This is a genomic window from Pseudomonas atacamensis, from assembly GCF_017167965.1.
Classification (GTDB): Bacteria; Pseudomonadota; Gammaproteobacteria; order Pseudomonadales; family Pseudomonadaceae; genus Aquipseudomonas; species Aquipseudomonas atacamensis.
In genome coordinates this window covers 3863312-3888741 of sequence record NZ_CP070503.1, presented here as the reverse complement: position 1 = coordinate 3888741, position 25430 = coordinate 3863312, and the positions used below count along the sequence as shown (strand labels likewise).

Below are 25430 nucleotides of genomic sequence, written 5' to 3'. Positions count from 1 at the left end.
TCGGATCGATAGCAAAGACCCTGGTCGAAAGACCGGGGTTTTTTGTGTCTGAAATTTGGTTATTCCCCTCTCGAACTCCTGCGCAAATCGTCCTGTAGGAGCTGCGGCACGCTGCGATCTTTTGATCTTGCTCTTAAAAAATCCAGATCAAAAGATCGCAGCCTCGTTTCACTCGACAGCTCCTACAAGAATCTCTGCAAGCCTACTGCGGTGCCACGTCGCATTGATTTTTTTGATTATTTAGTCAGGTTTTTGTAACTGGTTGTTTGCTGTGGGCGCAGAAACCTTTAAAGTTAACCTTTCGGTCAGCTTTGCACTGTCAACACAGCTCTTTGCTTCGCCAGAAAGAGCTTCTGCACGACTCGAGATCCCCAGTAGATAACCACAAGGGCGGACCTATAACCGCCCAGAGGATGATCCATGTCCAACCGTGAAATATCCCGGCGCTCGTTCCTCCAGGGCGGGCTGGTGGCGGGTGTGAGCGTTACGCTTACGCCGCTCAGCAGTCATGCGCTGGCTGCCTTGATGGAAAACAGCGTCACCGTGCCGTCCGAGAAATGGCTCGGCAATAACGGCAAGGCGCGGCAACGTAACGATGCCTTGTCCAAGGTCTGCGGCAGCAAGGTGTTTGCCCGCGACATCCGCGCCAAGGACATGCCTGGCTGGCCTGAGCAACAAGGCCACGCCATGCTGCTGAAAACCATCAAGGCCGACCGCATCTACGCAGGCTACGACCTGTCGTGGCTCGGCGCTGATCTGCAGCCGGACCGCATCGTTACCGCTGCCGATCTGGACAAGGACGGTATCGTCTTCCCCGAAGAGCACGCGCCTGATCCATTGCTGCCGGAAGGCAAAGTGCCGATGTTCATCGGTCACCCGGTAGCGATTCTGATCTGGAACGACTTCGAGCGTTTCCGTCAGGCCAAGAATCAACTCAAATTCAATGACAAAGCGATTCGTTACGGCGCCAAGGTGCCGTTCTACGAAGGCGACCCCTACGGCAGCTTCCGCTACGTGCGCGTCGGCGGCGCGACTTCGGCGGACGAAGACGAATTCGCCAGCCTCAAGGATTCGATCCTGTTCCCGATGCTGAAGAACCGCCGTCCAGTCTGGAATGCATCGCCGAACCTGCATGGCAACCTCACCGAGCGCGGCCTGTTCTACGCCGACCGCATGAAGCAGGAAATCGACACGCCGCCAGACAACTGGCTGGTGTTCGATGAGCGCTACAAGACGCCGTCGATCGAACCGGCCGCCCTCGAGCCGGACAACGGCAACGGCTGGTACGACCCGAAAACCAAAACCCTGCATTTCGTCGTGGCGACGCAGTGCCCGCTGGAAGTCGCGACCGAGACCGCGAAGATGATCGGGCCGTCGCGTTTCGGCTTGTCCAATCTGAACATGCACCCGGGCTATACCGTCGGCTATGGCTCCAAAGACCACAACATTTTCGTCTACTACGCAGCCTTGGCCGCGCTGTACGGCGCCGGTGTGCCGGTGCGTCTGGCCAACGACCGCTACGAGCAGTTCCAGAGCGGCATCAAGCGTCACCCGTTCGACATCCGCTACCAGTTGGCCGTGGACAAGAACGACTACACCTTCAAGATTTTCCGCGCGGAAATGAGCGTCGACGGCGGCGGTCGGGTCAACTACAGCCCATCGGTGGCGGCGGTTGGCGCCACCGCAGCGCAGTCGATCTACTACATGCCGCAGAACGATCTGCAGGTCACCGCCTATCACTCGCGCGCGGTCGAGGCGGGTTCGATGCGCGGTTACGGCACTCTGCAAAGCATGGCGGCGACCGAAATGATGGTCGACGAGATCGCCAATCGCCTGGGTGTCGACGCCATCGATTTGCGCCGCAGGAATGCCCTGCGTTCCGGCATGAAAAACACCCAGGGCGCAATCCCGGCCGGTGCACTGCGCCTGCATGAAATTCTCGACAAGGCCTCGGTGCACGAAGTCTGGAAAAATCGCGACACGATCAAGCAACAACGTGAAGCGGCAGACCCGGATAACTGGTACGGCGTCGGTTTCGCCATCTGCCAGAAAGACTTCGGCACCGGCTCCGAAGCGCCGATGGCCAGCATCGAATTCACCGCAGACGGGCGCATCACCCTGCGCCACATCGGTATCGAAATCGGCACCGGCATGTCCACTTCGCAAGCCTTGGTCGTCGCCGATTTCCTCGGCAGCCCGGCGCACGAGGTGAAGACCGGCGAAACCGAGTGGCAGGAAATGCAGCTGATCACCAGCGGCAACCCGTACATCATGAGTCAGGCCGAGCAGGACAATCTGCTGCGCAATCCGCGCTGGGTCGGCAAGTTGGCGTCGGCGTCTTCGGCGACCAACTCCGCCTATTACTTCAGCCACGCGACCCGTGAAGCGGCGCGGGTGCTGTTCAACCACGGCTTGTGGCCGGCGGCGCTGGAGATCTGGCGTCAGGGTCCGTACGGCGGCCAGGCCAACCCTTATGTGGTGCGTCGCGAAGATGCGCATTGGATCGACGGCAAGCTGACCGCCAACGGTATGCAGCCGCTGAGTTTCGAGGAGCTGGCCAAGCGCGCCCACGAACGCGGTCTGGTGACTGGCGCCACGGTGCATGGTTTCAACCGCTGGAGCTGGGCCGAGGCCGAGTACAGCATCGACGGCGTGCGCGAGCGCCTGCCGCTCGACGGTCTGGCGGTGAAATACGGCGATGGTGCGCCGCAAGCGAAGAAAGCGCAGATGAACAGCGCCGGCTTTCACTTGCTTGATCGGCAGAACGTCAACTACCCGGTAGTGCAGTTGAACAACGCTGCCGTGACCTATTACAGCCCGGTCGCGACGCTGGTCGAGTTGAAGGTCAATAAAGGCTCGGCGGAAGTTCAGGTGCTCAACCACCATTCGTGGATCGAGTGTGGTCGGGTGCTGGTTGAAGAGTTGGTCAAGGGCCAGCTCGAAGGCGGTATCGCCATGGGTATTGGTCATGCGCTGATGGAAGAGATGCCGTTGTACGAAGGCGGGCCGGGGGAGGGTGACTGGAACTTCAACCGTTACCGTCTGCCGATGGCCCGTCACGTTGCGGTGTGGCAGCAGACTGCGGAGATCCTGCCGCCGCTGTCGCCTAGCGATCCGTCCAAAGGCATCGCCGAAGTGGTGATGATCCCGATTGTCGGTGCCATCGGTAACGCCGTGGCGCACGCCATCGGTAAACGTGTTCGTGACTTGCCTATCACCGCTGCGCGCATCAAGGAGGCCCTCAATGGCTAACCGTCCGCTTCAACTGACCCTCAATGGTCAATCCGTCGGCCCGGTGGACATCCCTGATGACCTGCCGATGATCGACTACCTGCACGAATACAAAAACCTCACCGGCTCGCGGCTGGGCTGCGGTCAGGGGATCTGCCACGCCTGCGTGGTGATCGTCGACAATCCCGACGGCACCAGCGAAGAAGTGCGCACCTGCATCACCGGCGCGCACTACTTCGAGGGCAAGAAAGTCCGCACCATCGAAGGCCACGCCACTCGCGACGAGCAGGGCCAGGTCACCGAGCTCAACCCGATCCAGCAGCGCTTTGTCGACGAGTTCGCCTTCCAGTGCAGCTACTGCGCGCCAGGCTTCGTCAACGCTGCCACCGTACTGGTGGAGAAGCTGCAGCGCCAGCCGATCGTCAAAAGTCAGCTGGAACAGGTTATCGAGGATAGCCTCGGTCATCACGTCTGCCGCTGCACCGGCTACGTGCGTTATTACAACGCCACGCGCAACGTGCTGACCGATCTCGGTTTGGTCAAGGAGGGTTGAGCATGAAGCGTTTACTGACCCCGCTGGCTTTCGCGCTCGGACTGGCTGCGCCGCTTATGGCGGCCCACGCCGACGATCAGATCAAGCGCGGCGAATACCTCGCCCGCGCCGCCGACTGCATGGCCTGCCACACCGCACCGGGTGGCGCGCCGTATGCCGGCGGCCTGCCGATCGTCTCGCCATTCGGCACGATCTACGGCACCAACATCACCCCGAGCAAAGAGCACGGCATCGGTCTGTACAACGATGACGAGTTCTTCGCTGCGCTGACCGAAGGCAAGCGGCGCGACGGTGCGAATTTGTATCCAGCGATGCCGTACACCTCGTATCACCTGATGCCGCGCGCCGACTCCGATGCGATTCACGCGTATCTGAAAACCATCGAGCCGATCGAGCGCGCCGCGCCGGTGACCAGCCTGAGCTTTCCGTTCAATGTGCGTCTGGGTCTGACCGGCTGGAACATGCTCTACGGCAAAGACGTCAAGCTGGAGCCGGCCGAAGGCAAAAGTGAGGCGTGGAAGCGCGGCCAGTACATGGTCGACGTTCTCGGTCACTGCGGCGAATGCCATACGCCACGCGGCCTGCCCGGCGCGATGCAAATGGACAAGCGCATGACCGGCGGCATTCTCAATGGTTATCTGGCACCGAGCCTGCTGGCCACCGACCTGGCCGCGCGCGGCTGGAATCAGCAGGATCTGAGCACGTTTCTCAAGCACGGCATGAGCGCGCAAGGAACGATGTTCAACGAGATGTTCCCGGTGTTTCATAACAGCACTCAAGGTCTGAGCGATGCTGACCTGGCGGCAATGGCGACGTTCCTCCTTGGCGAGCAACCGCCGCCAGCCAAAGAGCTCGTCGAGGTGCCGCTCGACAAGCTCAGCCCGAGTGCTCAGCGCGGCCGTCAGGAATACCTGAACGTCTGCGCCGGTTGTCACGCGGCTGGCGGTGAAGGCAAGCCGCACATTGCAGTGGCCATGCGTGGCAACACGACGTTGCGCCTGGAAGATCCGCGCAACTTGTTGCGAGTGATCGAGGACGGCATCGGCGAACAGAAGTTCTCCGGGTTCGAGCACATGCAGCCGATGCCGGGTTTTGCTGAAAAGCTCAGTCCTGAGCAATTGACTGATCTGCTCAACTACCTGCGTCAGGGTTGGGGCGGGCAGGGCGCTGAACTGGCGGTGAGCGAAGTGCAGAAGCTGCAAGCCGACGCACCGAGCGTCGAGCACAAGGCGCACTGATATGCAGCATCTCGATCTGCAAGTGGTGCGTCGGGCGCTGGAATGGTCGGTGGCCGGGCAGCGAATCTGGCTGTGCACGGTGCTGACCACTTACGGCTCGGCACCGCGCGCGCCGGGTTCGCTGCTCGCGGTGAACGAAGGCGGGCAGTGGATCGGTTCGCTATCGGGCGGTTGCGTCGAGGAGGATTTCCTTGAGCGCGTCGCCGAAGGTGCGTTTCTCGAAGCGGTAAGCGTCGTGCGTTACGGCGAAGGCGATGATCCGCGCTCGCGGGTCAGTCTGCCTTGCGGCGGCATTCTTGATGTGCTGGTTGAGAAACTTGACGCCGACTGCGCGGTGCAGGCGCACCTGCTTGAACTGGAATCGGCGCTGCTGGGTCAGCGTCGCCTGCTTCGCGAAGTTGATCTGGCCAGCGGTGCGCGCACTCTGTTTGCTGATCGCGAGCAGGGCGCGCGGATCGAGCGTGAGATCGATCGGGTGCGCATTCGTGTCGGTGCAGCACAGCGTTTGTTGCTCGCCGGGTACTCCAGTGTGGCGCAGGCCTGTGCCGAGTTCGCGGTAGGGCTTGGCTTCGAAGTGATTCTCTGCGATCCGCGCGATGAAGTGCTTGAAGGTGTGGTGCTCAATGGCGTGGAAATCCGTCGGCAGTTGCCTTCGGTGTTCATTGCCGATGGTGGCTGCCATCGCGACACGGCAGTCGTGGCACTGACCCATGATCCGCGCATCGACGATCTGGCGATGATGGAAGCGGTGCGCACCGAGGCGTTTTACATCGGTGTGATGGGATCGCAGCAGACATCGCAGAAACGCTTAGAGCGCTTACGTCGCATTGGTGGCTTGAGTGAGGTAGAGCTGGCGCGGATTCATGCGCCGATCGGCCTCAACCTTGGTAGCAAGACCCCGGCGGAAATTGCGCTGGCGGTGCTGGCGGATATCCTGCGGATTCGTAGCGGGATCGCTCGGGATCAGCTCTGATCCTAAGCCTTGCTGATCTACTGTGGCGAGGGGATTTACCCCGTTGGACTGCGCAGCAGTCCCCTCCTGCTCAAGAGGGGGCGTTTCGCACCCCCAACGGGGATAAATCCCTTCGCCACAATGGTTTTATAGGCCGTACTTATCGCGCAGCCCGTAATACCAGGCACCCAGCGCGGCAAACGGTGTGCGCAGCAATTGCCCGCCGGGGAAGGGATAGTGCGGCAGGTCGGCAAAGGCATCGAAGCGCTCGGCCTGACCGCGCAACGCTTCGGCGAGGACCTTGCCCGCCAGGTGCGTGTAGGTGACACCGTGACCGCTGCAGCCCTGCGAGTAATAGATGTTGTCGCCCAGGCGCCCGACCTGCGGCAAGCGCGAAAGGGTCAACAGGAAGTTGCCGGTCCAGGCGTAATCGATCTTCACATCCTTGAGTTGCGGGAAAGCCTTGAGCATCTTCGGGCGGATGATCGCTTCGATGTTCGCCGGATCGCGAGCGCCGTAAACCACGCCGCCACCGAAGATCAAGCGCTTGTCGGCGGTCAGGCGATAGTAGTCGAGCAGATAGTTGCAGTCCTCTACGCAATAATCCTGCGGCAATAGCGCCTTCGCCAGCTCATCGCCCAGTGGCTCGGTAGTGATCACTTGAGTGCCGCACGGCATCGATTTGGCCGCCAGTTCCGGTACCAGATTACCGAGGTAGGCGTTGCCGGCGACGATGATGAACCTGGCCCTGACCTTGCCCTGCGGCGTATGCACAACCGGATTGGCGCCGCGCTCGATGCGCACGGCAGGTGATTGCTCATAGATGGTGCCGCCGAGAGACTCGACTGCCGCCGCTTCTCCGAGCGCCAGATTCAGCGGATGGATGTGGCCGCCGCTCATATCGAGCATGCCACCGACGTACTGATCGCAACCCACCACTTCACGAATGCGGCGTTGATCCATCAATTCCAGCTGGGTGTGGCCGAAGCGTTCCCACAGGCGCTTTTGCGATTCCAGGTGCCCCATTTGTTTGGCGGAAAGGGCGGCGAATACACCGCCGTCCTTCAGGTCGCACCGGATGTTGTATCTGGCCACGCGCTCGCGAATGATCCGGCCGCCTTCAAAGGCCATTTCGCCGAGCAGTTGCGCCTGCTTGGGGCCGACCGTGCGCTCAATGACGTCGATGTCGCGGCTATAGCTGTTGACGATCTGCCCGCCGTTTCGGCCCGAGGCGCCAAAACCGACTTTCGCCGCTTCCAGCACGGTTACGCGAAAACCGTTCTCCAACAGGAACAGGGCGGACGACAGCCCGGTATACCCGGCGCCGATCACACAGACGTCCGTCTCCACATCATCCTGCAGCACAGGGCGTGGTGGTACGGCATTGGCCGACGCAGCGTAATAAGACTCTGGGTATTGGGTGTTCGCCATCCTGCCGCCCCTGTTTAATATATTTTACGAGTGCGTCGATCCTACCCGAGTTGAAAAACCTCCGCCAGCCACCGGAAACTCTTCGTCGCTGAGGCGAAATTAAATATTTTGCATATTCATAGGGTTAGGTGAAAAAAAGGTGTTGACACCCCTCCGGAATTCCGTAGAATGCCGCCTCACAGCAGGCACGTAGCTCAGTTGGTTAGAGCACCACCTTGACATGGTGGGGGTCGTTGGTTCGAGTCCAATCGCGCCTACCAAACAAAATCCGCTCTGCTGGGCGGTCTGGAAGGGCTCACCGAAAGGTGAGCCCTTTTTTGTTGTCTGTGATTTGCGCAACGCTTGTTCCCGGTCCTTTCCGCTTCGCTCTGATCAGCTCTCTATTCATTACTGTTTGCGCAAAATGATCAAGCGCCATTTTGGTGCATTCTTCTTCCATTTCGTTGTTGAAAACACCTGAATATCCAAAGGCTTACAGCTCTTTTTCTCCAACCGGTTATCGAAAAAGCCTTGTTGCATGTTGGGAATTTAAGTAACATCCGTTCCGCGTTCACCACCACGGTTTATGCATTTTTAAATCCCAAGCTTCCATCAGCTGCTTGGGATTTTTTTTGCCTGCGATTTGGCGTTTGGGCGCCTTTCCCTCCATCACCTCCAAGCGAGGCGCGGTTTTTTCGTCTACTACTGACTGGCCGATTTTCAACTCTTTATAAGGGAGTGCGTCGATGCTGAGTCAGTGGGTCCTTGCCGCTATTCATCTATTCGCGTTTGCCTTGGCTTTCTGGGCGGCGCTGACGCGCGGCACAGCTTTCCGAAAACTCTCGGCGGGCACGGGAGAGGTCAAGCGCGTTCTGCTCGCGGATAACCTTTGGGGGCTTTCAGCTTTGACGCTGCTTATCACCGGAGCAATGCGTGCGTTTGGTGGTTACGAGAAAGGCTCTGACTATTACCTGCATCAGCCGCTGTTTCATCTGAAGATGACGCTGTTCTTGCTGATCCTGCTGATGGAGCTGGCACCGATGATCACGCTGATCAAATGCCGCATCGCATCCTCGCGCGGTGCGGCGCTTGATAGCGGACGTGCGAAGTTGTACGCGCGAATCAGTCATGTTGAAGCGCTGCTGCTGATCCTGATGATGATCGCGGCGACAGGCATGGCGCGTGGCGTGATATTCGCTTAGAAGGCGAAATTCGCCGTGCTCTATCGGAAACGTCCGACAGCCAGCTTCAGGAGTGAAAGGTAATATCGGCGCAAGAAAGGAGGGAGGGGCAAGTGAAAGGAGTCAGCATGCTTCAGGCGCCGTGCCCAGCGGGGTGAAATGCGGTTGGCTAAACGGCGCGTGAATCTTTAGCCAGTCTTGCGCGACGGCAATAGGACTGGCTACGTAATGCAAAGTGGCTCAGGGCGTTTGCGGCTTGTCCGGAGCGGTCAGGCCGGCCTGGATGCGTTGGTAAATTTCTTCACGGTGCACTGCCACGTTTTTCGGAGCGTTGATGCCGATGCGGACTTGTTGGCCGCTGACTCCGAGGATGGTGATCGTGATGTCATCACCAATGTTTATGCTTTCACCGACTTTGCGGGTGAGTATCAGCATGGTCTTCTCCTTGATTGCTTTGTAGGGCACCTGATTCAGACAGTGCAGAGGTCGGTGGTATCTATAGATTAGTGCGAAGTCTCACGGTTTGGGTGCCTCTTTCTGACGCGCAGAAGCGGCATTAATTCCCAGGGCGTAACTATACAGAGGCTGCAATCATCATTCTCGTTGTTTTGTGCCCATTTTGCGGGGCTCGCGAAGTATTTTTGAATGATAAGATCGCCGCTTTACGAATTCCGAGGAAAGCGTTGTGCGCAAATTGGTTTGGCTGGTAGCGGCACTGGCATTGGCAGGCTGCGGTGAAGGCAAGAATGTAGATGCGCCGAAGCCTGAGACGAAGGTCGCGGCAGCGCCGGCGGCCGCCGCGCCACAGTGGGATCTGGAAGTGCGTGGCGAAACTCCTCAGGCCGTCAGTGACCTGAGCGGCTGGTTGATCGAGCATGCTTTCGTTCCGACGGTCGTCAAGGACGGCAGCGGTAAAACACGAATTCTGATCGGTCCGTTCAATTCCCAGGCTGACGCCGAGGCGCGCAAGGTGCAGGTCGATGCAGCGCTGGTAAAAGCCAAGAAACAAAATATCGAATCGGTGGTGATCGAGCATCCGCTAACGCCATAAGCGAAGCGCCTTCAAAACACGCTGAACAGACATTAAAAAGGCCTCGAGCATAACGCTCGAGGCCTTTTTATTTCCGCTGCAATCAGCCGCAGGCTTTCAGATTTACCGAGCCGACAAACTCGTTGCCGCGCCCCATCACGCATGCCACGCTCTGGTTGCGCTGACGTTCCCAGTCCTGCACTGGATAGGTCTTGTCCCACGCTTCGTACAACTGCCGATCCTGCTTCGACAGGCGCAGTCCGTATTGTTTGCTCATGTAAAAATACGTGCGGGCGATCATGCCGCGAATCGAAGGGCGGGGCATGACCTTCTTGGCCTTGAAGTCGACCTGGGTCAGGCAGGAACCGTACTGGCCCGATTGTACCGGCAACCAACCGTAGCTGAAGTTGCTGCGGTCACCGTTGACCTCTCCAATGCTTGGTACCAGGTTGTGCAAATCAGCTTCGGCCTTTTGATAAACCGGATCGTAACGCGTGCAATTCTTGCGTCCGCCTTGCTGCCAGCACTGCCGCTGATGGCCGATCTGCCAGGCCGGCACGATGTGCTCCCATTCGATTCTCGATGCACGCTTGGCGTTCTTGCGCGGCACATAGCCGCAAGCCTTCAGGTCGACCTTGTTGCCGGTGTACTTGCAGCCGCAGTAAAACTCGGTGGATTGCGGCGCATAAAGTTTCCACGCGGCTTTCTTGGCTTCGGAAAATGTACGTGGGGCGCCAGCCTGGGCACCCATGGCGAAAAACAACAACAGCAAAGCAACACAGCGGACACTCATTGAATCAATCTTCCTTCGGCACAACCCAAAAAATCTGCACGCCACCGTCGTCGCGATAAGCGAGGGTAACGTTGTCGTTCTCGTCGATTTCCTCGAGCAAGCGCTCCCAGTCATCCATCGGCTCATCCGGCAGACGGAAAATCAGTGCGGCTTTGGCTTTTTGTGCGGTGGGGGAATTGATGATTTTCTGAACGCGCATACCCATGCGTTCGTAAGCGTCAGAAGCAGCAGGAGAGGTGGCCACGAGGTTATCCTTATTAAGCTGTACGTGCATACAGTATTTAACTGTAAGCGATTTCGCAACTGCTTAAAATTCAAGAAAATCCTCTGACAGCGGGTTTCCGGTTTTGGTGTAGGGCTTGTCGAGATTTTTGTGGGAAAAGTATTGGAAGGGTGTAAGCGGGGCACCACCTGCCAAGCTGGCAGGTGATGCGCAATTGCCCGATCGAGACGTGATCAGGCGATGTTCAATCAGTATTCCCAGAACATCCGTTGCAGCTCTTTACTGTCGTTGGTCTTGGTCAGCGCGACCATCGCCAGGATGCGGGCTTTTTGCGGGTTCAGATCGTGAGCGACAACCCAGTCGTATTTGTCGTCAGGCTGTTCGGCGTTACGCAGGACAAAGCCGCCAGCGTTGACGTGGGACGAGCGAATGATCTGCACGCCATCCTTGCGCAGGGCTTGCAGGGATGGAACCACGCGAGAGGATACCGAACCGTTGCCAGTGCCGGCGTGGATGATGGCTTTGGCGCCGGCTTGCGCCAATGCCTTGTAGGCGGTATCGCTGACGTTGCCGTAGGAATAGGCAATTTCTACGTCAGGCAGGCTCTTGATGTTTTTGATGTCGAATTCCGAATCCATGGTGTGCCGCTTGGCCGGCAGGCGGAACCAGTAGGATTTGCCTTCGACCACCATGCCCAGTGGACCCCAGGCGCTCTTGAATGCTTCGGTCTTGATGTTGATCATTTTGCTGACGTCGCGACCGGACTGGATCTCGTCGTTCATGGTCACCAGCACACCTTTGCCGCGCGCTTCTTTGCTGCTCGCCACGGCGACGGCGTTGTACAGGTTGAGCATGCCGTCTGCCGACATGGCAGTGCCCGGACGCATCGAACCGACGACGATGATCGGCTTGTCGGTTTTCTCGACCAGGTTCAGGAAGTAAGCGGTTTCTTCGAGGGTGTCGGTGCCGTGGGTGATAACGATGCCGTCCACGTCCTTGCTGTCAGCCAGTTCGGAAACGCGACGACCCAATTGCAGCAGGTTGTCGTTGGTGATGCTTTCCGAAGCGATCTGCATGACTTGTTCGCCACGCACGTTAGCCAGTTTGCTCAACTCGGGAATGCCAGCAATCAGTTGTTCGATACCGACTTTTGCTGCCTGATAAGTGGCGCTGTTGGCAGCACTGGCGCCGGCGCCAGCGATGGTGCCGCCTGTGGCAAGGACGACGACGTTGGCCAGTTTCGTCTGGGTTTCGGCTTCTTTTGCCTGAAGGGCAGTAGGTAAGAGCAGGAGGAGGGCCAATGCGCCCGGAATCAAGGTATTGAAAGCAGATTTCATTATTTTTCTCTCTAGTCGTGAGACGGTGCTGATGCAGGTTCATCTAGATGCGCCCCAAGCCGATCTGAATGCTTGAGGTGCAAGGACGGGAGCAGGATTCATACCATGCGTAATGTGCTGGCGGAAAATGTTTAACCCAATGATTTACATCAATATTTGTCGGTGGCTGGAGCATCGTTGAGGACCCATCCATCCGGGATTCCGAACGACAGCGGGATTCTTGTTCGGCTCGCCGATAGGCAATCTCTGAAAAGCCAGGCGGGTGACAAATCCCTGCTAAAGAAATGTGCTCCCAGGCCGATGCGTCCTCAAGGAAACCAAATCTTAGGAGTTCACATGTCATTGACGGTCGGTTTTGCCAATCCCGCTGCAGTCACCATCGGCGGTAAAACTGCAGCCACGATCAACACCCTGAACGACGCGACCAATGAGGCTTCGGCGCAGGCGCTGGGTACCGAGAAGACTGAGAAGAATCAGGTCAGAACCGGTGGTGGTCCTGTGCAGGAAAACAGTGAAACCGAGGCTGACAGCAATCTCAGCATCACCGTCAAGACACTGCTCAAGCGGATGAAGGAATTGCAAAAGCAACTTCAGGAGCAGCAACAGCAACTGGCTGCGGCTCAGGCCGCAAGCTATCCGACTCCCGAAGCGAAATCCCAGGCTGTGATGTCGATTCAGGGCCAGATCGCGCAAACCAGCGCCGCACTGGCGGAAGTGGCGGGTGCGTTGGTCAAAGGGATGTCGAAAAGCGCTCCCAGCGGCGGCTTGGTCAATACGACTGCCTGAAGCGCCAAATTGCCAATTCGGCGATTCGGCCTACAACAAAAGACGATTTCTGATTGTTGACAAATGCCGGCGGGATTCTCATAGTTCGGTCTACGCAAACGTTTGCGCGGCTGGGAAGGGATTTTCTCCCGGAGCCGTGACGTAGCTTACGTCAGCGCAAACGTTGCTCACAATAATCATAAGATCGGAGTGAACCCATGAAGCTGCCATTCGCCGCACGTCTTCTTGCTGTCGCTATGCTGGCTGCCACAGCCGCCGCACTACCTGTCTCCTCTGCTTTCGCCGAATCCGCAGAAAAACCCAAAGTCGCGCTAGTCATGAAATCCTTGGCAAACGAATTCTTCCTGACCATGGAAGACGGCGCCAAAGCCTACCAGAAAGAACACTCCGCCGATTTCGATCTGATCTCCAACGGTATCAAAGACGAAACCGACACCGCTGGCCAGACTCGCATCGTCGAACAGATGATCCTGGCCAAGGTGAATGCACTGGTGATCGCGCCTTCTGACTCCAAGGCCATGGTGCCGGTGATCAAGAAGGCCGTAGACGCCGGTATCACGGTGATCAACATCGACAACCAGCTCGATCCCGCCGTGGTCAAAAGTAAAAACATCAACGTGCCTTTCGTAGGTCCGGACAACCGCAAGGGTGCACGTCTGGTCGGCGAATACCTGGCCAAGCAACTGAAGGCGGGCGACGAGGTCGGCATCATCGAAGGCGTGTCCACCACCACCAACGCGCAGGCGCGCACGGCCGGTTTCAAGGACGCGATGGAAGCCGCGCAGATCAAAGTGGTCTCGCTGCAATCCGGTGATTGGGAAATCGACAAGGGCAACAAGGTTGCCGCTTCGATCCTCAGTGAATACCCGGATGTCAAAGCACTGCTGGCCGGTAACGACAGCATGGCGGTCGGCGCCGTTTCCGCAGTCCGTGCCGCTGGTAAGGCTGGGCAGGTGAAAGTCGTCGGTTACGACAACATCAATGCGATCAAGCCAATGCTCAAGGACGGCCGCGTGCTGGCCACTGCTGACCAGTTTGCAGCCAAGCAGGCCGTGTTCGGCATCGAAACCGCACTGAAGATCATCAAAGGCGAGAAAGTCGACAGCGGTGCCAACGGCGTGATCGAAACACCGGTCGAACTGGTCACCCAGTAAGTCATCTGGCGACACAACGGCGCTCGTCCGTCCGGGCGAGCGCATGGAGATTTCTATGTCAGTTTCCGCCCCGAACGCTGTCCTCTCGGTCAGCGGTATCGGCAAGACCTATGCGCAACCGGTGCTCACCGGCATCGATCTGACGCTGATGCGCGGTGAAGTACTGGCGCTGACCGGCGAAAACGGTGCCGGCAAAAGTACCCTGTCGAAGATCATTGGTGGTCTGGTCACGCCAACCACCGGCCAGATGCAATTCCACGGCAAGGACTATCGTCCGGGCAGCCGTACCCAGGCTGAAGAGCTTGGCGTGCGCATGGTCATGCAAGAACTCAATCTGTTGCCGACGCTGTCGGTGGCGGAAAACCTGTTTCTGGATAATCTGCCGAGCAGCGCGGGTTGGATCAGCCGCAAGCAGTTGCGCAAGGCGGCGATCGAAGCCATGGCGCAGGTCGGCCTCGATGCGATCGACCCGGACACACTGGTTGGCGAGTTGGGTATCGGTCATCAACAGATGGTCGAAATCGCGCGCAACCTGATTGGCGATTGCCACGTGCTGATCCTCGATGAGCCGACCGCGATGCTCACGGCGCGCGAAGTCGAAATGCTCTTCGAGCAGATCACCCGATTGCAGGCTCGCGGCGTTTCCATCATCTATATCTCTCATCGTCTCGAAGAACTGGCGCGGGTGGCGCAGCGTATTGCTGTGCTGCGTGACGGCAATCTGGTCTGCGTCGAGCCGATGGCCAACTACAACAGCGAGCAACTGGTCACCTTGATGGTCGGTCGCGAACTGGGTGAACACATCGACATGGGGCCGCGCAAGATCGGCGCTCCGGCGCTGACGGTCAACGGCCTGACGCGTTCGGACAAAGTCCGCGACGTCTCCTTCGAAGTGCGTGCCGGGGAGATTTTCGGCATTTCCGGATTGATCGGGGCAGGGCGCACGGAATTGCTGCGGCTGATCTTCGGTGCCGATGCTGCCGACAGCGGCACCATCGCGCTCGGCTCCCCGGCCAAGGTCGTGAGTGTCCGCTCGCCAGTGGATGCCGTACGCAACGGCATCGCGTTGATCACCGAGGATCGCAAGGGCGAAGGGCTGCTGCTCAGTCAGTCGATCAGCGCCAACATCGCCTTGGGCAACATGCCGGAAATCTCCAGTGGTGGTTTCGTCAACAACGGCGACGAAATTTCCCTGGCGCAGCGTCAGATCGAAGCCATGCGTATCCGCAGTTCTAGCCCGACGCAGTTGGTCTCGGAACTGTCCGGCGGCAATCAGCAGAAGGTCGTGATCGGCCGCTGGCTGGAGCGCGACTGTTCGGTACTGCTGTTCGACGAGCCCACTCGTGGGATCGATGTCGGTGCCAAGTTCGATATTTACGGTTTGCTCGGCGAGTTGACCCGCCAAGGCAAGGCGTTGGTCGTGGTGTCCAGTGACTTGCGCGAGTTGATGCTGATATGCGACCGGATCGGCGTGCTCTCGGCGGGACGTCTGATCGACACCTTCGAGCGCGACAGCTGGACCCAGGATGATTTGCTTGCCGCCGCTTTCGCCGGCTACCAGAAACGTGATGCGTTGCTCAATGAAGCAGCGCCTAGGGATCTCCCATGAAAACTGCATCTTCTGCCAGTAAACGTAGTGGCAATTTCTTCGGCCTGGGTACTTATCTGGGCCTGGCCGGTGCCTTGCTGGCGATGATTGCGCTGTTCTCGGTCCTGAGCAGCCATTTTCTCTCGTACAACACTTTCAGCACCCTGGCCAACCAGATTCCCGACCTGATGGTGCTGGCGGTAGGCATGACCTTTGTGCTGATCATCGGCGGCATCGATTTGTCCGTCGGCTCGGTCCTCGCGCTGGCCGCATCGACGGTCAGCGTTGCGATTCTCGGCTGGGGCTGGAGCGTTTTGCCAGCGGCGCTGCTCGGCATGGCGGTGGCGGCCCTGGCCGGCACCATCACTGGCTCGATCACCGTGGCCTGGCGGATTCCGTCGTTCATCGTCTCCCTCGGCGTGCTGGAAATGGCCCGCGGTGTGGCGTATCAGATGACCGGGTCGCGCACTGCCTACATTGGCGATGCGTTCGCCTGGCTGTCGAATCCGATCGCGTTCGGCATTTCCCCGTCGTTCATCATCGCTTTGTTGGTGATCTTCATCGCGCAGGCAGTTTTGACCCGCACGGTTTTCGGCCGCTACCTGATCGGCATCGGCACCAACGAAGAAGCCGTGCGGCTGGCCGGGATCAATCCCAAGCCCTACAAGATTCTGGTGTTCAGCCTTATGGGCCTGCTGGCGGGCATTGCCGCTCTGTTTCAGATTTCGCGTCTGGAAGCGGCTGACCCGAACGCAGGTTCGGGCCTGGAACTGCAAGTGATCGCAGCGGTGGTAATCGGCGGCACCAGCCTGATGGGCGGGCGCGGTTCGGTGATCAGTACTTTCTTTGGTGTGTTGATCATTTCCGTGCTCGCGGCCGGTCTCGCGCAGATTGGTGCGACGGAGCCGACCAAGCGCATCATCACCGGTGCGGTAATCGTTATCGCTGTGGTGCTCGACACCTATCGCAGTCAACGCGCCAGTCGCCGGGGCTGAACCATGGCAACGATCAAGGATGTAGCGGCGCTCGCGGGCATTTCCTACACCACCGTGTCGCACGTGGTGAACAACACCCGCCCGGTCAGTCAGGAAGTGCGGCGCAAAGTCGAGGCGGCGATCAAGAGCCTCGACTACGTGCCCAGTGCCGTGGCGCGCTCGCTGAAAGCCAAGACCACCGCGACCATCGGCCTGCTGGTGCCTAACAGCCTCAACCCGTACTTCGCTGAATTGGCGCGCGGAATCGAGGATTACTGCGAGCGCAACGGCTATTGCGTGATCCTCTGTAACTCCGACGACAACCCGGACAAGCAGCGCAGCTATTTGCGTGTGTTGCTGGAAAAGCGCATTGACGGTTTGATCGTCGCCTCCGCCGGCGGTGACAGTGGTCTGGCGCAAGGGCTGGCGGGCGTGAAGACGCCGATGGTCATCGTCGACCGGGGCCTGGAAGGTGTAAATGCCGATCTGGTGCGCATCGACCACGAATACGGCGCTTATCTGGCAACCCGTCACCTGCTCGAGTTGGGGCATCGCGACATCGCCACGATCGGCGGTCCGGCCAGTACCAGCGTGGCGCAAATGCGTCAGGCCGGTTATTGCCGAGCGCTGCAAGAGGCGGGAATCGAGGTGCGCGAAGAGCGCATGCTGGAAAGCGACTTTACCAGCACCGGCGGTTACAACGCCGCTGCCCGGCTGCTCGAAAGCCATCCGCCCAGTGCGATTTTTGCCGGCAACGACATGATTGGCATCGGTGTGCTGCGCGCAGCGGCAGAACGAAACGTCCGGGTACCGGCGGAATTGTCGGTGATCGGCTTCGATGACATTCAGATGAGTCGTTATGTCTATCCGGCGCTGACCACGGTCGGCCAGTCGATCCTGCAACTGGGCGAGATGGCCGCCGAAGTGCTGTTGCGCAGAATTGCTGCGCCCGATTCGGGTACCGATCAACGCATCGTGACCCCGAGCATTGTCCTGCGCGAGTCGACCGCGCCGCTGTCCGGCGTGTTCACCGAATATCGCTGAAACCGAATTGATGAGTAGTGATGTATGCCAGCAAATGTAGTGGTAATAGGCAGCCTGAACATGGACCTGGTCACCCGGGCGCCACGGCTGCCGCGCGGCGGTGAAACGCTGATCGGTCATTCCTTTGCCACTGTGTCGGGCGGCAAGGGCGCCAATCAGGCGGTTGCTGCTGCGCGCTTGGGCGCTAAGGTGGCAATGATCGGTTGCGTCGGAAATGACGACTACGGTGTGCGATTGCGCGATGCCTTGCTCGCCGAGCACATCGACTGCCAGGCTGTCAGCGTCGTAGAGGATTCCAGTGGCGTGGCGCTGATTGTGGTGGATGACAACAGCCAGAACGCCATCGTGATTGTCGCCGGTGCCAACGGCGCGATGATGCCAGCAGTGATCGACCGTTTTGACGCGGTTTTACAGGCCGCCGATGTGGTGATCTGTCAGCTCGAGATTCCCGATGCGACGGTCGGGCATGCGCTCAAGCGTGCACGTGAACTGGGCAAGACCGTCATCCTCAATCCGGCGCCGGCGAGCCGTCCTTTGCCGGCAGACTGGTTCGCGGCGATCGACTATCTGATTCCTAACGAGAGCGAAGCGGCCGCATTGAGCGGGCTCGCTGTCGACTCGTTGCAGTCGGCAGAAACGGCTGCCACTCAATTGATTGCCATGGGCGCCGGTAAAGTCATTGTCACGTTGGGCGCGCAGGGGTCGTTGTTCGCCAATGGCAAGGGCTTCGAACACTTCCCCGCGCCGACCGTGAAGGCGGTCGATACCACGGCCGCAGGCGACACCTTTGTCGGCGGTTTCGCCGCAGCGCTGGCAAATGGCAAATCCGAGGCCGACGCGATTCGCTACGGTCAGATTGCCGCTGCGCTGTCGGTTACCCGTGCCGGTGCGCAACCGTCGATTCCAACAATGTCCGAAGTACAGGCGTTCAGACCCGCATGAAAAAGACTCCTTTGCTCAACGTCGCGCTGTCGCGACTGATCGCTTCGCTTGGCCACGGTGACATGGTCGTGATTGGCGATGCCGGTTTGCCCGTGCCACCGGGTGTCGAGTTGATTGATCTGGCGCTGACCCATGGCATCCCTGATTTCGTCAGCACGCTGAAAGTTGTACTCAGCGAGATGCAGGTAGAAAGCCATGTGCTGGCCAAAGAGATCTTCGCCAAACAACCCACGGCGCTGGCCGATCTGGACGCGATGAACGAAGAGGGCGCGCTGGGCCGTAGGGATCTGCTCACTCACGAGCAGTTCAAGGTACTGAGCCGACAAGCCAGGGCGATCATTCGTACAGGAGAATGTCAGCCGTACTGCAACATCGTTCTGGTCGCCGGGGTTACATTCTGATTTCCGATCTCACCTGCACAAGGAATGCGCTATGCAACGCTATGCTGAAAAAATTCACCAACTGCTTCGGGGTCTGCTGCTTTTGTCCGTGATAACTGCGACCGGCGCTCAGGCGGCGGAAAAGATCGACCTGATCATCGACACCGATCCGGGCGCTGACGACGTGGTCGCCTTGCTCTTTGCCCTCGCTTCGCCGGATGAGTTGAATATCCGAGCCTTGACCACCGTCGCTGGCAACGTGCGCCTGGACAAGACTTCGCGTAACGCGCGGCTGGCTCGCGAATGGGCAGGGCGCGAAGACGTGCCGGTTTACGCTGGCGCACCGAAGCCACTGATGCGCACGCCGATCTACGCCGAGAACATTCATGGCAAGGAAGGCTTGTCGGGCGTCACGGTTCACGAACCGAAGAAAGGCCTGGCGAAAGGTAATGCGGTCAATTATCTGATCGACACTCTTAAATCGGCCAAACCGCACAGCATCACCATCGCCATGCTCGGCCCGCAGACCAACCTGGCTCTGGCGTTGATCCAGGAACCGGAGATCGTTCAGGGCATCAAGGAAGTGGTGATCATGGGCGGGGCGCATTTCAACGGTGGCAACATCACCCCTGTGGCTGAATTCAACCTGTTCGCCGATCCGCAGGCTGCCGAGGTGGTGCTCAAGAGCGGGGTGAAACTCACCTATCTGCCGCTGGACGTGACCCACAAGATCTTGACCAGTGACGCGCGCCTGAAGCAGATCGCCGCGCTGAACAACAATGCGAGCAAGATCGTCGGCGACATTCTCAACGAATACATCAAGGGCGATATGGAGCACTACGGCATTCCCGGCGGCCCGGTGCATGACGCCACCGTTGTGGCGTATCTGCTCAAGCCTGAGTTGTTTACCGGTCGGGCGGTCAACGTCGTGGTGGATAGCCGTGAAGGACCGACATTCGGCCAGACCATCGTTGACTGGTATGACGGCTTGAAAGCACCGAAGAATGCATTCTGGGTCGAAAATGGCGACGCCCAGGGATTCTTTGATCTGCTGACCGAGCGCCTGAAACGCCTGAAATAAGTCGTCGACCCGCAGGCAGTTTGCCTGCGGGTTTTCACTGCGGCTGTTCGGCCTGGCCGATCGGATAGCGTTCGAATACCTGATTGATAAAATGCTGCGCCGCTTCTATCCCCAACTCCTTGACCAGTAAATCGATGCCGATCAGCGCCAGTTCTTCCGTCGTGCCGGGGCTGTAAGAGCTGTGTCCTTCGGCCCATTTGGCGTTTATGGCGGCGTCGATGCTTACACTGGTCATGAGGAGGCTCGAAAGGTCAGGGTGTCTGTTTTTCGAGTTAACCATTTTGCGCGGCGTTTGGCACTGCGACTTAGGCATGAGCGGAGCGCTATGCGACACTTGGTCTTTTCCGGCTTACCAAGGACCCTGTTGTGCAGATCGATCTGAATAGCCCTGACGGCCTCACACTCGATGCCGTGCGCCAATTGCTCGCGTCGGCCAGTGACGACGTACACAACCAATTGCGCGTAACCAAAGACGGCATCGCCTATCTGTCAACCGTGACCGGTGGGCAGGATATCGACGGTCTGCTGTTTCGCCTGGAAACCTGGGCAAAGGGCTCCGGCTATGTGGGTAACGTCGCAGCCAGCGATGAAGTCTGGGTGATGCAGATTTTCAACGCGCTCAAGGACAACTGGCCGAATCCGCCGTATGACTACATCGACGTATATTGAGGTCGTTAATATTCAGTCACGATTGTTTGCTGAGTCGCCGCGCGCAGCTCAGGCACACTCGGCATTTTTCCGCTCGTGGGGCAGGGCATGGCTTGAGCCTTGAAACCAAACGCCGCATTGGCGGTCGCACGATCTCTGCTTAAACATTTGAAAACAAGGAGGCTTCATGCCTTTGAAGTTCGCGACACTGGGTGCACTGATGGCCGCTGCTCTGTTGGCTGGTTGCAGCACAACCTCCAGCGAGTCGGCAAAGGAACCCGTGGCTGCTGAATCGGGAAACAGCCGCTGCGAAGCATCGGCAGCGCAATTCGCCATCGGCAAGAAGGCATCCCCTGAATTGCTGGATCAGGCACGTGCGAAGGCTGGGGCGCAAAATGCGCGCTTCCTCAAGCCAAACGACATGATCACCCTGGAATACCGCTCCGATCGCCTGAATCTGAACACCGACAACAACCTGGTTGTTACCCGCGTCAATTGCGGCTGAACACTTCGTTCAAGACATAAAAAACCCCGTCACTTGGACGGGGTTTTTTTAGTGCACCGAGAAATTACTCTGGGCGAACCTGTGCAGCTTGCATACCCTTTTGGCCTTTCTCAGCCACGAAAGAGACGGTCTGGCCTTCTTTCAGGCTTTTGAAACCGTCGGATTCGATAGCTTTGAAGTGTACGAACAGGTCGTCACCGCCACCTTGAGGAGTGATGAAGCCGAAGCCTTTTTCATCGTTGAACCATTTAACGGTGCCGGTTTGGCGATTAGACATGGTGTATCTCCAAGAAACATATATTTTCAGTAGTACTGTGCTGCTCAGGCCAACTGGGCACACCCGGGTATCATAGTCGAAATGTTCGCTTTGGGAGCCCCCCGGACGCGCTGTTTGCCAATCAGTCGTGTTTTCTTTACCACCCGTCTCTGCTGAAAGCCCCGGTTTGAAAGGCTTTCAGCGAAACGTAAAGACGATAAAAAAACCTGTAAAACCTGCATAAATCGTCTGAAAAGGCTCATTTCCAGCACTTTTTTCCGCCTTTCAGCCGATATTAATACCCGGTTTTCTTATTTTTTCGGGGCGGTATTTGCCTTGCATTTGGCGATCTGGCCAAGGGCTTTCTGTTGCAATTCAGGAGTCGCCTTGTTGTCCATCAGCGCCTGAATGTCGCTGGCCGGATAGGACTTGATGGCGTCAGCTCCGCAAGCGCAGTGGGATTTCGCCGCTGCAGCACCGATTTGCTGGGTCGCAGCCTGAGTGCACTGGGCCATGTACTTTTCGCGCTCGCCTTTCGGCCAGTCGGCATGGGCGCTCAGTGGCAACAGCAGGACGACGGGGGCGACGACGGCGAATAAGCTTTTCAGACGCATGCGAGGATGCTCCTTGTGGGTCAATGTCTTGTTATCTGAGGGCGCAAGGGCCGATCAAGTTCAGCACTCTGGCATAAAATCGGACATTTCGCCTTCTGCCAAATCAGGGCGTGAGCGACCGCTCATGTGTGCTAGCATGCCGGGCTCAAGCGTTCTCAGGCTTCGGATGACCTTCAGTCCCGAAGCGGTCGGCGTGCGAATTTTTCCGATTTGAATCCCAGTCACTCTGGTTCGGTTTTCCGGTTGGCCGCAAGGCTCTTGCCGCTGTAAGGCAGGCGTTCGTCATTGAATGGCCTGGATCGGATCTTGTACTGGCTCATCCCAACCCACGTGACCTTTGGTAGGGGTCACCACTAGGAGAGGAGGCGCCATGCCAACTATTACTCTTCCCGACGGCAGTCAACGTTCATTCGATCACCCGGTTTCCGTAGCCGAGGTCGCCGCATCCATTGGTGCAGGTCTGGCCAAGGCCACGCTCGCCGGCAAGGTCAATGGCCAACTGGTCGACGCCAGCGACATCATCAGCAGCGACGCGACCCTGCAAATCATTACGCCAAAGGATGAAGAGGGGCTGGAGATCATTCGCCACTCTTGCGCGCACCTGGTTGGCCACGCGGTCAAACAGCTGTACCCGACCGCGAAGATGGTCATCGGCCCGGTCATCGACGAAGGCTTCTATTACGACATCGCCTACGAGCGTCCTTTCACGCCGGAAGACATGGCGGCCATCGAACAGCGCATGCAGCAGCTGATCGAGAAGGATTATGACGTCATCAAGAAAGTCACTCCGCGCGCCGAAGTGATCGAAGTGTTCAAGGCCCGTGGCGAAGACTACAAGCTGCGCCTGGTCGAAGACATGCCGAACGAGCAGGCCATGGGTCTGTACTATCACGAAGAATACGTTGACATGTGCCGCGGTCCGCACGTGCCGAACACGCGTTTCCTGAAATCCTTCAAGCTGACCAAGCTGTCGGGCGCCTACTGGCGTGGCGACGCCAAGAACGAGCAATTGCAGCGCGTCTACGGCACCGCTTGGGCGGACAAGAAACAGCTGGCGGCGTACATCCAGCGCATTGAAGAAGCCGAGAAGCGCGATCACCGCAAGATCGGCAAGCGCCTGGGCCTGTTCCACACTCAGGAAGAGTCGCCGGGCATGGTGTTCTGGCACCCGAACGGCTGGACTCTGTACCAGGTCCTCGAGCAGTACATGCGCAAGATCCAGCGCGACAACGGCTACCTTGAGATCAAGACTCCTCAAGTCGTCGACCGCAGCCTGTGGGAAAAATCCGGGCACTGGGCCAACTATGCCGACAACATGTTCACCACTCAGTCGGAAAACCGCGACTACGCCATCAAGCCGATGAACTGCCCGTGCCACGTGCAGGTGTTCAATCAGGGCCTGAAAAGCTACCGCGAGTTGCCGATGCGTCTGGCCGAGTTCGGTGCCTGCCACCGTAACGAGCCGTCGGGTGCGTTGCACGGCATCATGCGCGTGCGAGCGTTCACTCAGGACGACGCGCACATTTTCTGCACCGAAGAGCAGATGCAGGCCGAGTCCGCTGCGTTCATCAAACTGACCATGGACGTCTATCGCGATTTCGGCTTTACCGAAGTCGAGATGAAGCTGTCCACTCGTCCGGAAAAACGCGTCGGCTCCGATGAGCTGTGGGATCGCGCTGAAGCAGCATTGGCTGCAGCCCTTGATTCTGCTGGCCTGCCGTACGATCTGCAGCCGGGCGAGGGTGCTTTCTACGGGCCGAAGATCGAGTTCTCGCTGAAAGATTGTCTCGGTCGCGTCTGGCAGTGTGGTACCTTGCAGCTCGATTTTAACCTGCCTGTCCGTTTGGGCGCTGAATACGTCTCTGAAGACAACAGTCGCAAACACCCGGTGATGTTGCACCGCGCGATCCTCGGTTCGTTCGAGCGTTTCGTCGGGATTCTGATCGAGCACTACGAAGGTGCCTTCCCTGCGTGGCTCGCGCCAACCCAGGCAGTGATCATGAATATCACTGATAAACAGGCAGATTTTGTTGCAGAGGTTGAAAAAACTCTCAACGAAAGCGGATTTCGTGCCAAGTCCGACTTGAGAAATGAAAAGATCGGCTTTAAAATCCGCGAGCATACTTTGCTCAAGGTTCCCTATCTTTTGGTTATCGGAGATAAGGAAGTCGAGATGCAGACTGTCGCTGTGCGTACTCGTGAAGGTGCTGACCTGGGCTCGATGCCCGTCGCCCAGTTCGCTGAGTTTCTCGCGCAAGCGGTTTCCCGGCGTGGTCGCCCAGATTCGGAGTAATTATTATTAAGCGTGAAATGAGACAAGATAAACGAGCTGCACCGAAAGCCCCGATCAACGAGAATATCTCGGCACGCGAGGTTCGGTTAATTGGCGCTGATGGCGAGCAGATTGGCATCGTCTCGATTGATGAAGCGCTTCGTATCGCTGAAGAAGCAAAGCTTGATCTGGTGGAAATCTCCGCCGATGCAGTCCCGCCTGTTTGCCGGGTGATGGACTACGGCAAGTCGATCTTCGAGAAGAAGAAGCAGATTGCCGCGGCGAAGAAAAACCAGAAGCAGATTCAGGTTAAAGAAATCAAGTTTCGTCCAGGGACGGAGGAAGGGGATTACCAGGTAAAACTGCGCAACCTGGTACGTTTCCTGAGTGACGGGGACAGGGCCAAGGTATCCTTGCGATTCCGCGGCCGTGAGATGGCCCACCAGGAGCTGGGGATGGAACTCCTCAAGCGGGTTGAACAAGACCTGCTCGAGTACGGTTCGGTCGAACAGCATCCTAAGATGGAAGGACGCCAGCTGATCATGGTCATCGCCCCGAAAAAGAAGAAGTAATCAACAGGGCACGGCAGGCCTTCTGATTATGTTTATCAACTGAATGCGGAGTATCCGAACATGCCAAAAATGAAAACCAAAAGTGGTGCTGCCAAGCGGTTTCTGAAAACTGCTAACGGCATCAAGCACAAGCACGCTTTCAAGAGCCACATCCTGACTAAAATGTCGACCAAGCGTAAGCGTCAACTGCGCGGTAGCAGCTTGCTGCATCCGTCTGACGTGGCAAAAGTCGAGCGCATGCTGCGCCTTCGTTAATTTAGTCAAGAATAGAGGAAGTAACTCATGGCTCGTGTAAAGCGTGGCGTCATTGCCCGTAAGCGTCACAAAAAAATTCTGAAACTTGCTAAAGGCTACTACGGCGCACGCTCCCGCGTATTCCGTGTTGCCAAGCAAGCGGTAATCAAGGCAGGCCAGTACGCCTACCGTGACCGTCGTCAGAAAAAACGTCAGTTCCGCGCTCTGTGGATCGCTCGTATCAACGCTGGTGCTCGTGTTAACGGTCTGTCCTACAGCCGTTTCATCGCTGGCCTGAAAAAAGCGTCCATCGAGATCGACCGCAAGGTTCTGGCTGATCTGGCAGTGAACGAAAAAGCGGCGTTTGCTGCGATTGTCGAGAAAGCTAAAGCCACCTTGGCTTAAGTACCCCCGACAGTCACCCGGCCTCAC

Annotated in this window: 28 protein-coding genes and 1 tRNA gene; 21 read left to right on the top strand and 8 right to left on the bottom strand. The window is 58.1% G+C overall.

The window, feature by feature from the left end:
* Positions 1–420: 420 nt before the first annotated feature.
* Genes JWU58_RS17775 through JWU58_RS17760 form a run of 4 tightly spaced genes read left to right on the top strand, consistent with a single transcriptional unit; the run spans position 421 to position 5995 of the window.
* Positions 421–3252 (top strand): xanthine dehydrogenase family protein molybdopterin-binding subunit, encoded by a 2832-nt coding sequence (locus tag JWU58_RS17775; protein ID WP_206420688.1) that lies wholly within the window; start codon positions 421–423, stop codon positions 3250–3252.
* Complete coding sequence (locus JWU58_RS17770) at positions 3245–3784, top strand: (2Fe-2S)-binding protein (protein WP_016773947.1); 540 nt, start codon at positions 3245–3247, stop codon at positions 3782–3784. The genes JWU58_RS17775 and JWU58_RS17770 overlap by 8 nt, the downstream gene beginning before the upstream one ends.
* 2 nt (positions 3785–3786) lie before the next feature.
* Entirely contained in the window at positions 3787–5022 is a 1236-nt protein-coding gene (locus JWU58_RS17765; RefSeq protein ID WP_206420687.1) for a c-type cytochrome, read from the top strand.
* Position 5023: 1 nt separating this feature from the next.
* Entirely contained in the window at positions 5024–5995 is a 972-nt protein-coding gene (locus JWU58_RS17760; RefSeq protein ID WP_206420686.1) for an XdhC family protein, read from the top strand.
* A 126-nt stretch (positions 5996–6121) separates the two neighbouring features.
* Here the strand turns inward: JWU58_RS17760 and JWU58_RS17755 are convergent, their stop codons facing one another.
* The gene (locus JWU58_RS17755) at positions 6122–7405 is read right to left on the bottom strand and encodes an NAD(P)/FAD-dependent oxidoreductase (RefSeq protein ID WP_206420685.1); all 1284 of its coding nucleotides are present in this window, start codon (positions 7403–7405) and stop codon (positions 6122–6124) included.
* 183 nt (positions 7406–7588) lie between these two features.
* On the opposite strand from JWU58_RS17755, the gene JWU58_RS17750 reads away from it, so the two are divergent.
* Together JWU58_RS17750 and JWU58_RS17745 are read left to right on the top strand one after the other, a co-directional pair.
* Positions 7589–7665, top strand: a tRNA-Val gene (locus JWU58_RS17750).
* Positions 7666–8130: 465 nt separating this feature from the next.
* Positions 8131–8586, top strand: a complete 456-nt coding sequence (locus tag JWU58_RS17745; RefSeq protein WP_206420684.1) for a DUF2214 family protein — start codon at positions 8131–8133, stop codon at positions 8584–8586.
* Between the two features lie 219 nt (positions 8587–8805).
* Here the strand turns inward: JWU58_RS17745 and csrA are convergent, their stop codons facing one another.
* On the bottom strand, positions 8806–9000 hold the full coding sequence (gene csrA, locus JWU58_RS17740; protein ID WP_003179932.1) for a carbon storage regulator CsrA: 195 nt from the start codon (positions 8998–9000) through the stop codon (positions 8806–8808).
* 250 nt (positions 9001–9250) lie between these two features.
* Between csrA and JWU58_RS17735 the strand changes: the two genes are divergently transcribed.
* Positions 9251–9616 (top strand): SPOR domain-containing protein, encoded by a 366-nt coding sequence (locus JWU58_RS17735; protein WP_024012401.1) that lies wholly within the window; start codon positions 9251–9253, stop codon positions 9614–9616.
* Positions 9617–9698: 82 nt separating this feature from the next.
* On the opposite strand, the gene JWU58_RS17730 is transcribed toward JWU58_RS17735, so the two are convergent.
* From JWU58_RS17730 to JWU58_RS17720, 3 genes are all read right to left on the bottom strand, one after another.
* Positions 9699–10388: an endonuclease gene (locus JWU58_RS17730; RefSeq protein WP_024012402.1), complete on the bottom strand. Its 690-nt coding sequence runs from the start codon at positions 10386–10388 to the stop codon at positions 9699–9701.
* 4 nt (positions 10389–10392) lie between these two features.
* Positions 10393–10662 carry a DUF1654 domain-containing protein gene (locus JWU58_RS17725; protein WP_136493974.1) on the bottom strand — a complete coding sequence of 90 codons (270 nt, stop codon included), beginning with the start codon at positions 10660–10662 and terminating at the stop codon, positions 10393–10395.
* 197 nt (positions 10663–10859) lie between these two features.
* Positions 10860–11948: an asparaginase gene (locus JWU58_RS17720; protein WP_041478548.1), complete on the bottom strand. Its 1089-nt coding sequence runs from the start codon at positions 11946–11948 to the stop codon at positions 10860–10862.
* Between the two features lie 336 nt (positions 11949–12284).
* Between JWU58_RS17720 and JWU58_RS17715 the strand changes: the two genes are divergently transcribed.
* The 8 genes from JWU58_RS17715 to JWU58_RS17680 all read left to right on the top strand — a co-directional run bounded on the left by JWU58_RS17715 (position 12285) and on the right by JWU58_RS17680 (position 19897).
* Positions 12285–12734 carry a hypothetical protein gene (locus JWU58_RS17715; RefSeq protein WP_206422209.1) on the top strand — a complete coding sequence of 150 codons (450 nt, stop codon included), beginning with the start codon at positions 12285–12287 and terminating at the stop codon, positions 12732–12734.
* 197 nt (positions 12735–12931) lie between these two features.
* The gene (locus JWU58_RS17710) at positions 12932–13888 is read left to right on the top strand and encodes a sugar ABC transporter substrate-binding protein (protein WP_024012403.1); all 957 of its coding nucleotides are present in this window, start codon (positions 12932–12934) and stop codon (positions 13886–13888) included.
* 55 nt (positions 13889–13943) lie between these two features.
* Complete coding sequence (locus JWU58_RS17705) at positions 13944–15497, top strand: sugar ABC transporter ATP-binding protein (RefSeq protein WP_122610295.1); 1554 nt, start codon at positions 13944–13946, stop codon at positions 15495–15497.
* The gene (locus tag JWU58_RS17700; protein ID WP_016774040.1) at positions 15494–16471 is read left to right on the top strand and encodes an ABC transporter permease; all 978 of its coding nucleotides are present in this window, start codon (positions 15494–15496) and stop codon (positions 16469–16471) included. Before JWU58_RS17705 ends, JWU58_RS17700 begins: the two co-directional genes overlap by 4 nt.
* Positions 16472–16474: 3 nt before the next feature.
* A complete protein-coding gene (locus tag JWU58_RS17695) occupies positions 16475–17494 on the top strand; it encodes a LacI family DNA-binding transcriptional regulator (protein WP_160768807.1) in 1020 nt (339 codons plus the stop codon).
* 24 nt (positions 17495–17518) lie between these two features.
* On the top strand, positions 17519–18436 hold the full coding sequence (rbsK, locus tag JWU58_RS17690) for a ribokinase (protein ID WP_122610294.1): 918 nt from the start codon (positions 17519–17521) through the stop codon (positions 18434–18436).
* Positions 18433–18837: a D-ribose pyranase gene (rbsD, locus tag JWU58_RS17685; protein ID WP_206420683.1), complete on the top strand. Its 405-nt coding sequence runs from the start codon at positions 18433–18435 to the stop codon at positions 18835–18837. Before rbsK ends, rbsD begins: the two co-directional genes overlap by 4 nt.
* 31 nt (positions 18838–18868) lie before the next feature.
* The gene (locus JWU58_RS17680) at positions 18869–19897 is read left to right on the top strand and encodes a nucleoside hydrolase (protein ID WP_206420682.1); all 1029 of its coding nucleotides are present in this window, start codon (positions 18869–18871) and stop codon (positions 19895–19897) included.
* Between the two features lie 34 nt (positions 19898–19931).
* On the opposite strand, the gene JWU58_RS17675 is transcribed toward JWU58_RS17680, so the two are convergent.
* Positions 19932–20132 (bottom strand): hypothetical protein, encoded by a 201-nt coding sequence (locus tag JWU58_RS17675; RefSeq protein WP_016774045.1) that lies wholly within the window; start codon positions 20130–20132, stop codon positions 19932–19934.
* 131 nt (positions 20133–20263) lie between these two features.
* Here JWU58_RS17675 and JWU58_RS17670 point away from each other — a divergent pair, with 131 nt between their 5' ends.
* Together JWU58_RS17670 and JWU58_RS17665 are read left to right on the top strand one after the other, a co-directional pair.
* Positions 20264–20566, top strand: coding sequence for a hypothetical protein (locus JWU58_RS17670; RefSeq protein WP_016774046.1), 303 nt, complete (start codon positions 20264–20266; stop codon positions 20564–20566).
* 166 nt (positions 20567–20732) lie between these two features.
* Complete coding sequence (locus JWU58_RS17665; protein WP_016774047.1) at positions 20733–21050, top strand: I78 family peptidase inhibitor; 318 nt, start codon at positions 20733–20735, stop codon at positions 21048–21050.
* 64 nt (positions 21051–21114) lie between these two features.
* Here the strand turns inward: JWU58_RS17665 and JWU58_RS17660 are convergent, their stop codons facing one another.
* Together JWU58_RS17660 and JWU58_RS17655 are read right to left on the bottom strand one after the other, a co-directional pair.
* Complete coding sequence (locus tag JWU58_RS17660; RefSeq protein ID WP_003179963.1) at positions 21115–21327, bottom strand: cold-shock protein; 213 nt, start codon at positions 21325–21327, stop codon at positions 21115–21117.
* A 290-nt stretch (positions 21328–21617) separates the two neighbouring features.
* Positions 21618–21920 (bottom strand): hypothetical protein, encoded by a 303-nt coding sequence (locus tag JWU58_RS17655; protein WP_016774048.1) that lies wholly within the window; start codon positions 21918–21920, stop codon positions 21618–21620.
* Between the two features lie 370 nt (positions 21921–22290).
* Here JWU58_RS17655 and thrS point away from each other — a divergent pair, with 370 nt between their 5' ends.
* The 4 genes from thrS to rplT are packed head-to-tail and all read left to right on the top strand — an operon-like array spanning position 22291 to position 25403.
* Positions 22291–24213 carry a threonine--tRNA ligase gene (gene thrS, locus JWU58_RS17650; RefSeq protein WP_024012407.1) on the top strand — a complete coding sequence of 641 codons (1923 nt, stop codon included), beginning with the start codon at positions 22291–22293 and terminating at the stop codon, positions 24211–24213.
* On the top strand, positions 24213–24764 hold the full coding sequence (gene infC / locus JWU58_RS17645) for a translation initiation factor IF-3 (protein WP_169432615.1): 552 nt from the start codon (positions 24213–24215) through the stop codon (positions 24762–24764). The genes thrS and infC overlap by 1 nt, the downstream gene beginning before the upstream one ends.
* Positions 24765–24824: 60 nt before the next feature.
* Positions 24825–25019, top strand: coding sequence for a 50S ribosomal protein L35 (rpmI, locus tag JWU58_RS17640; protein WP_002553160.1), 195 nt, complete (start codon positions 24825–24827; stop codon positions 25017–25019).
* A gap of 27 nt (positions 25020–25046) precedes the next feature.
* Positions 25047–25403, top strand: coding sequence for a 50S ribosomal protein L20 (gene rplT, locus JWU58_RS17635; protein ID WP_002553161.1), 357 nt, complete (start codon positions 25047–25049; stop codon positions 25401–25403).
* Positions 25404–25430: the final 27 nt, after the last annotated feature.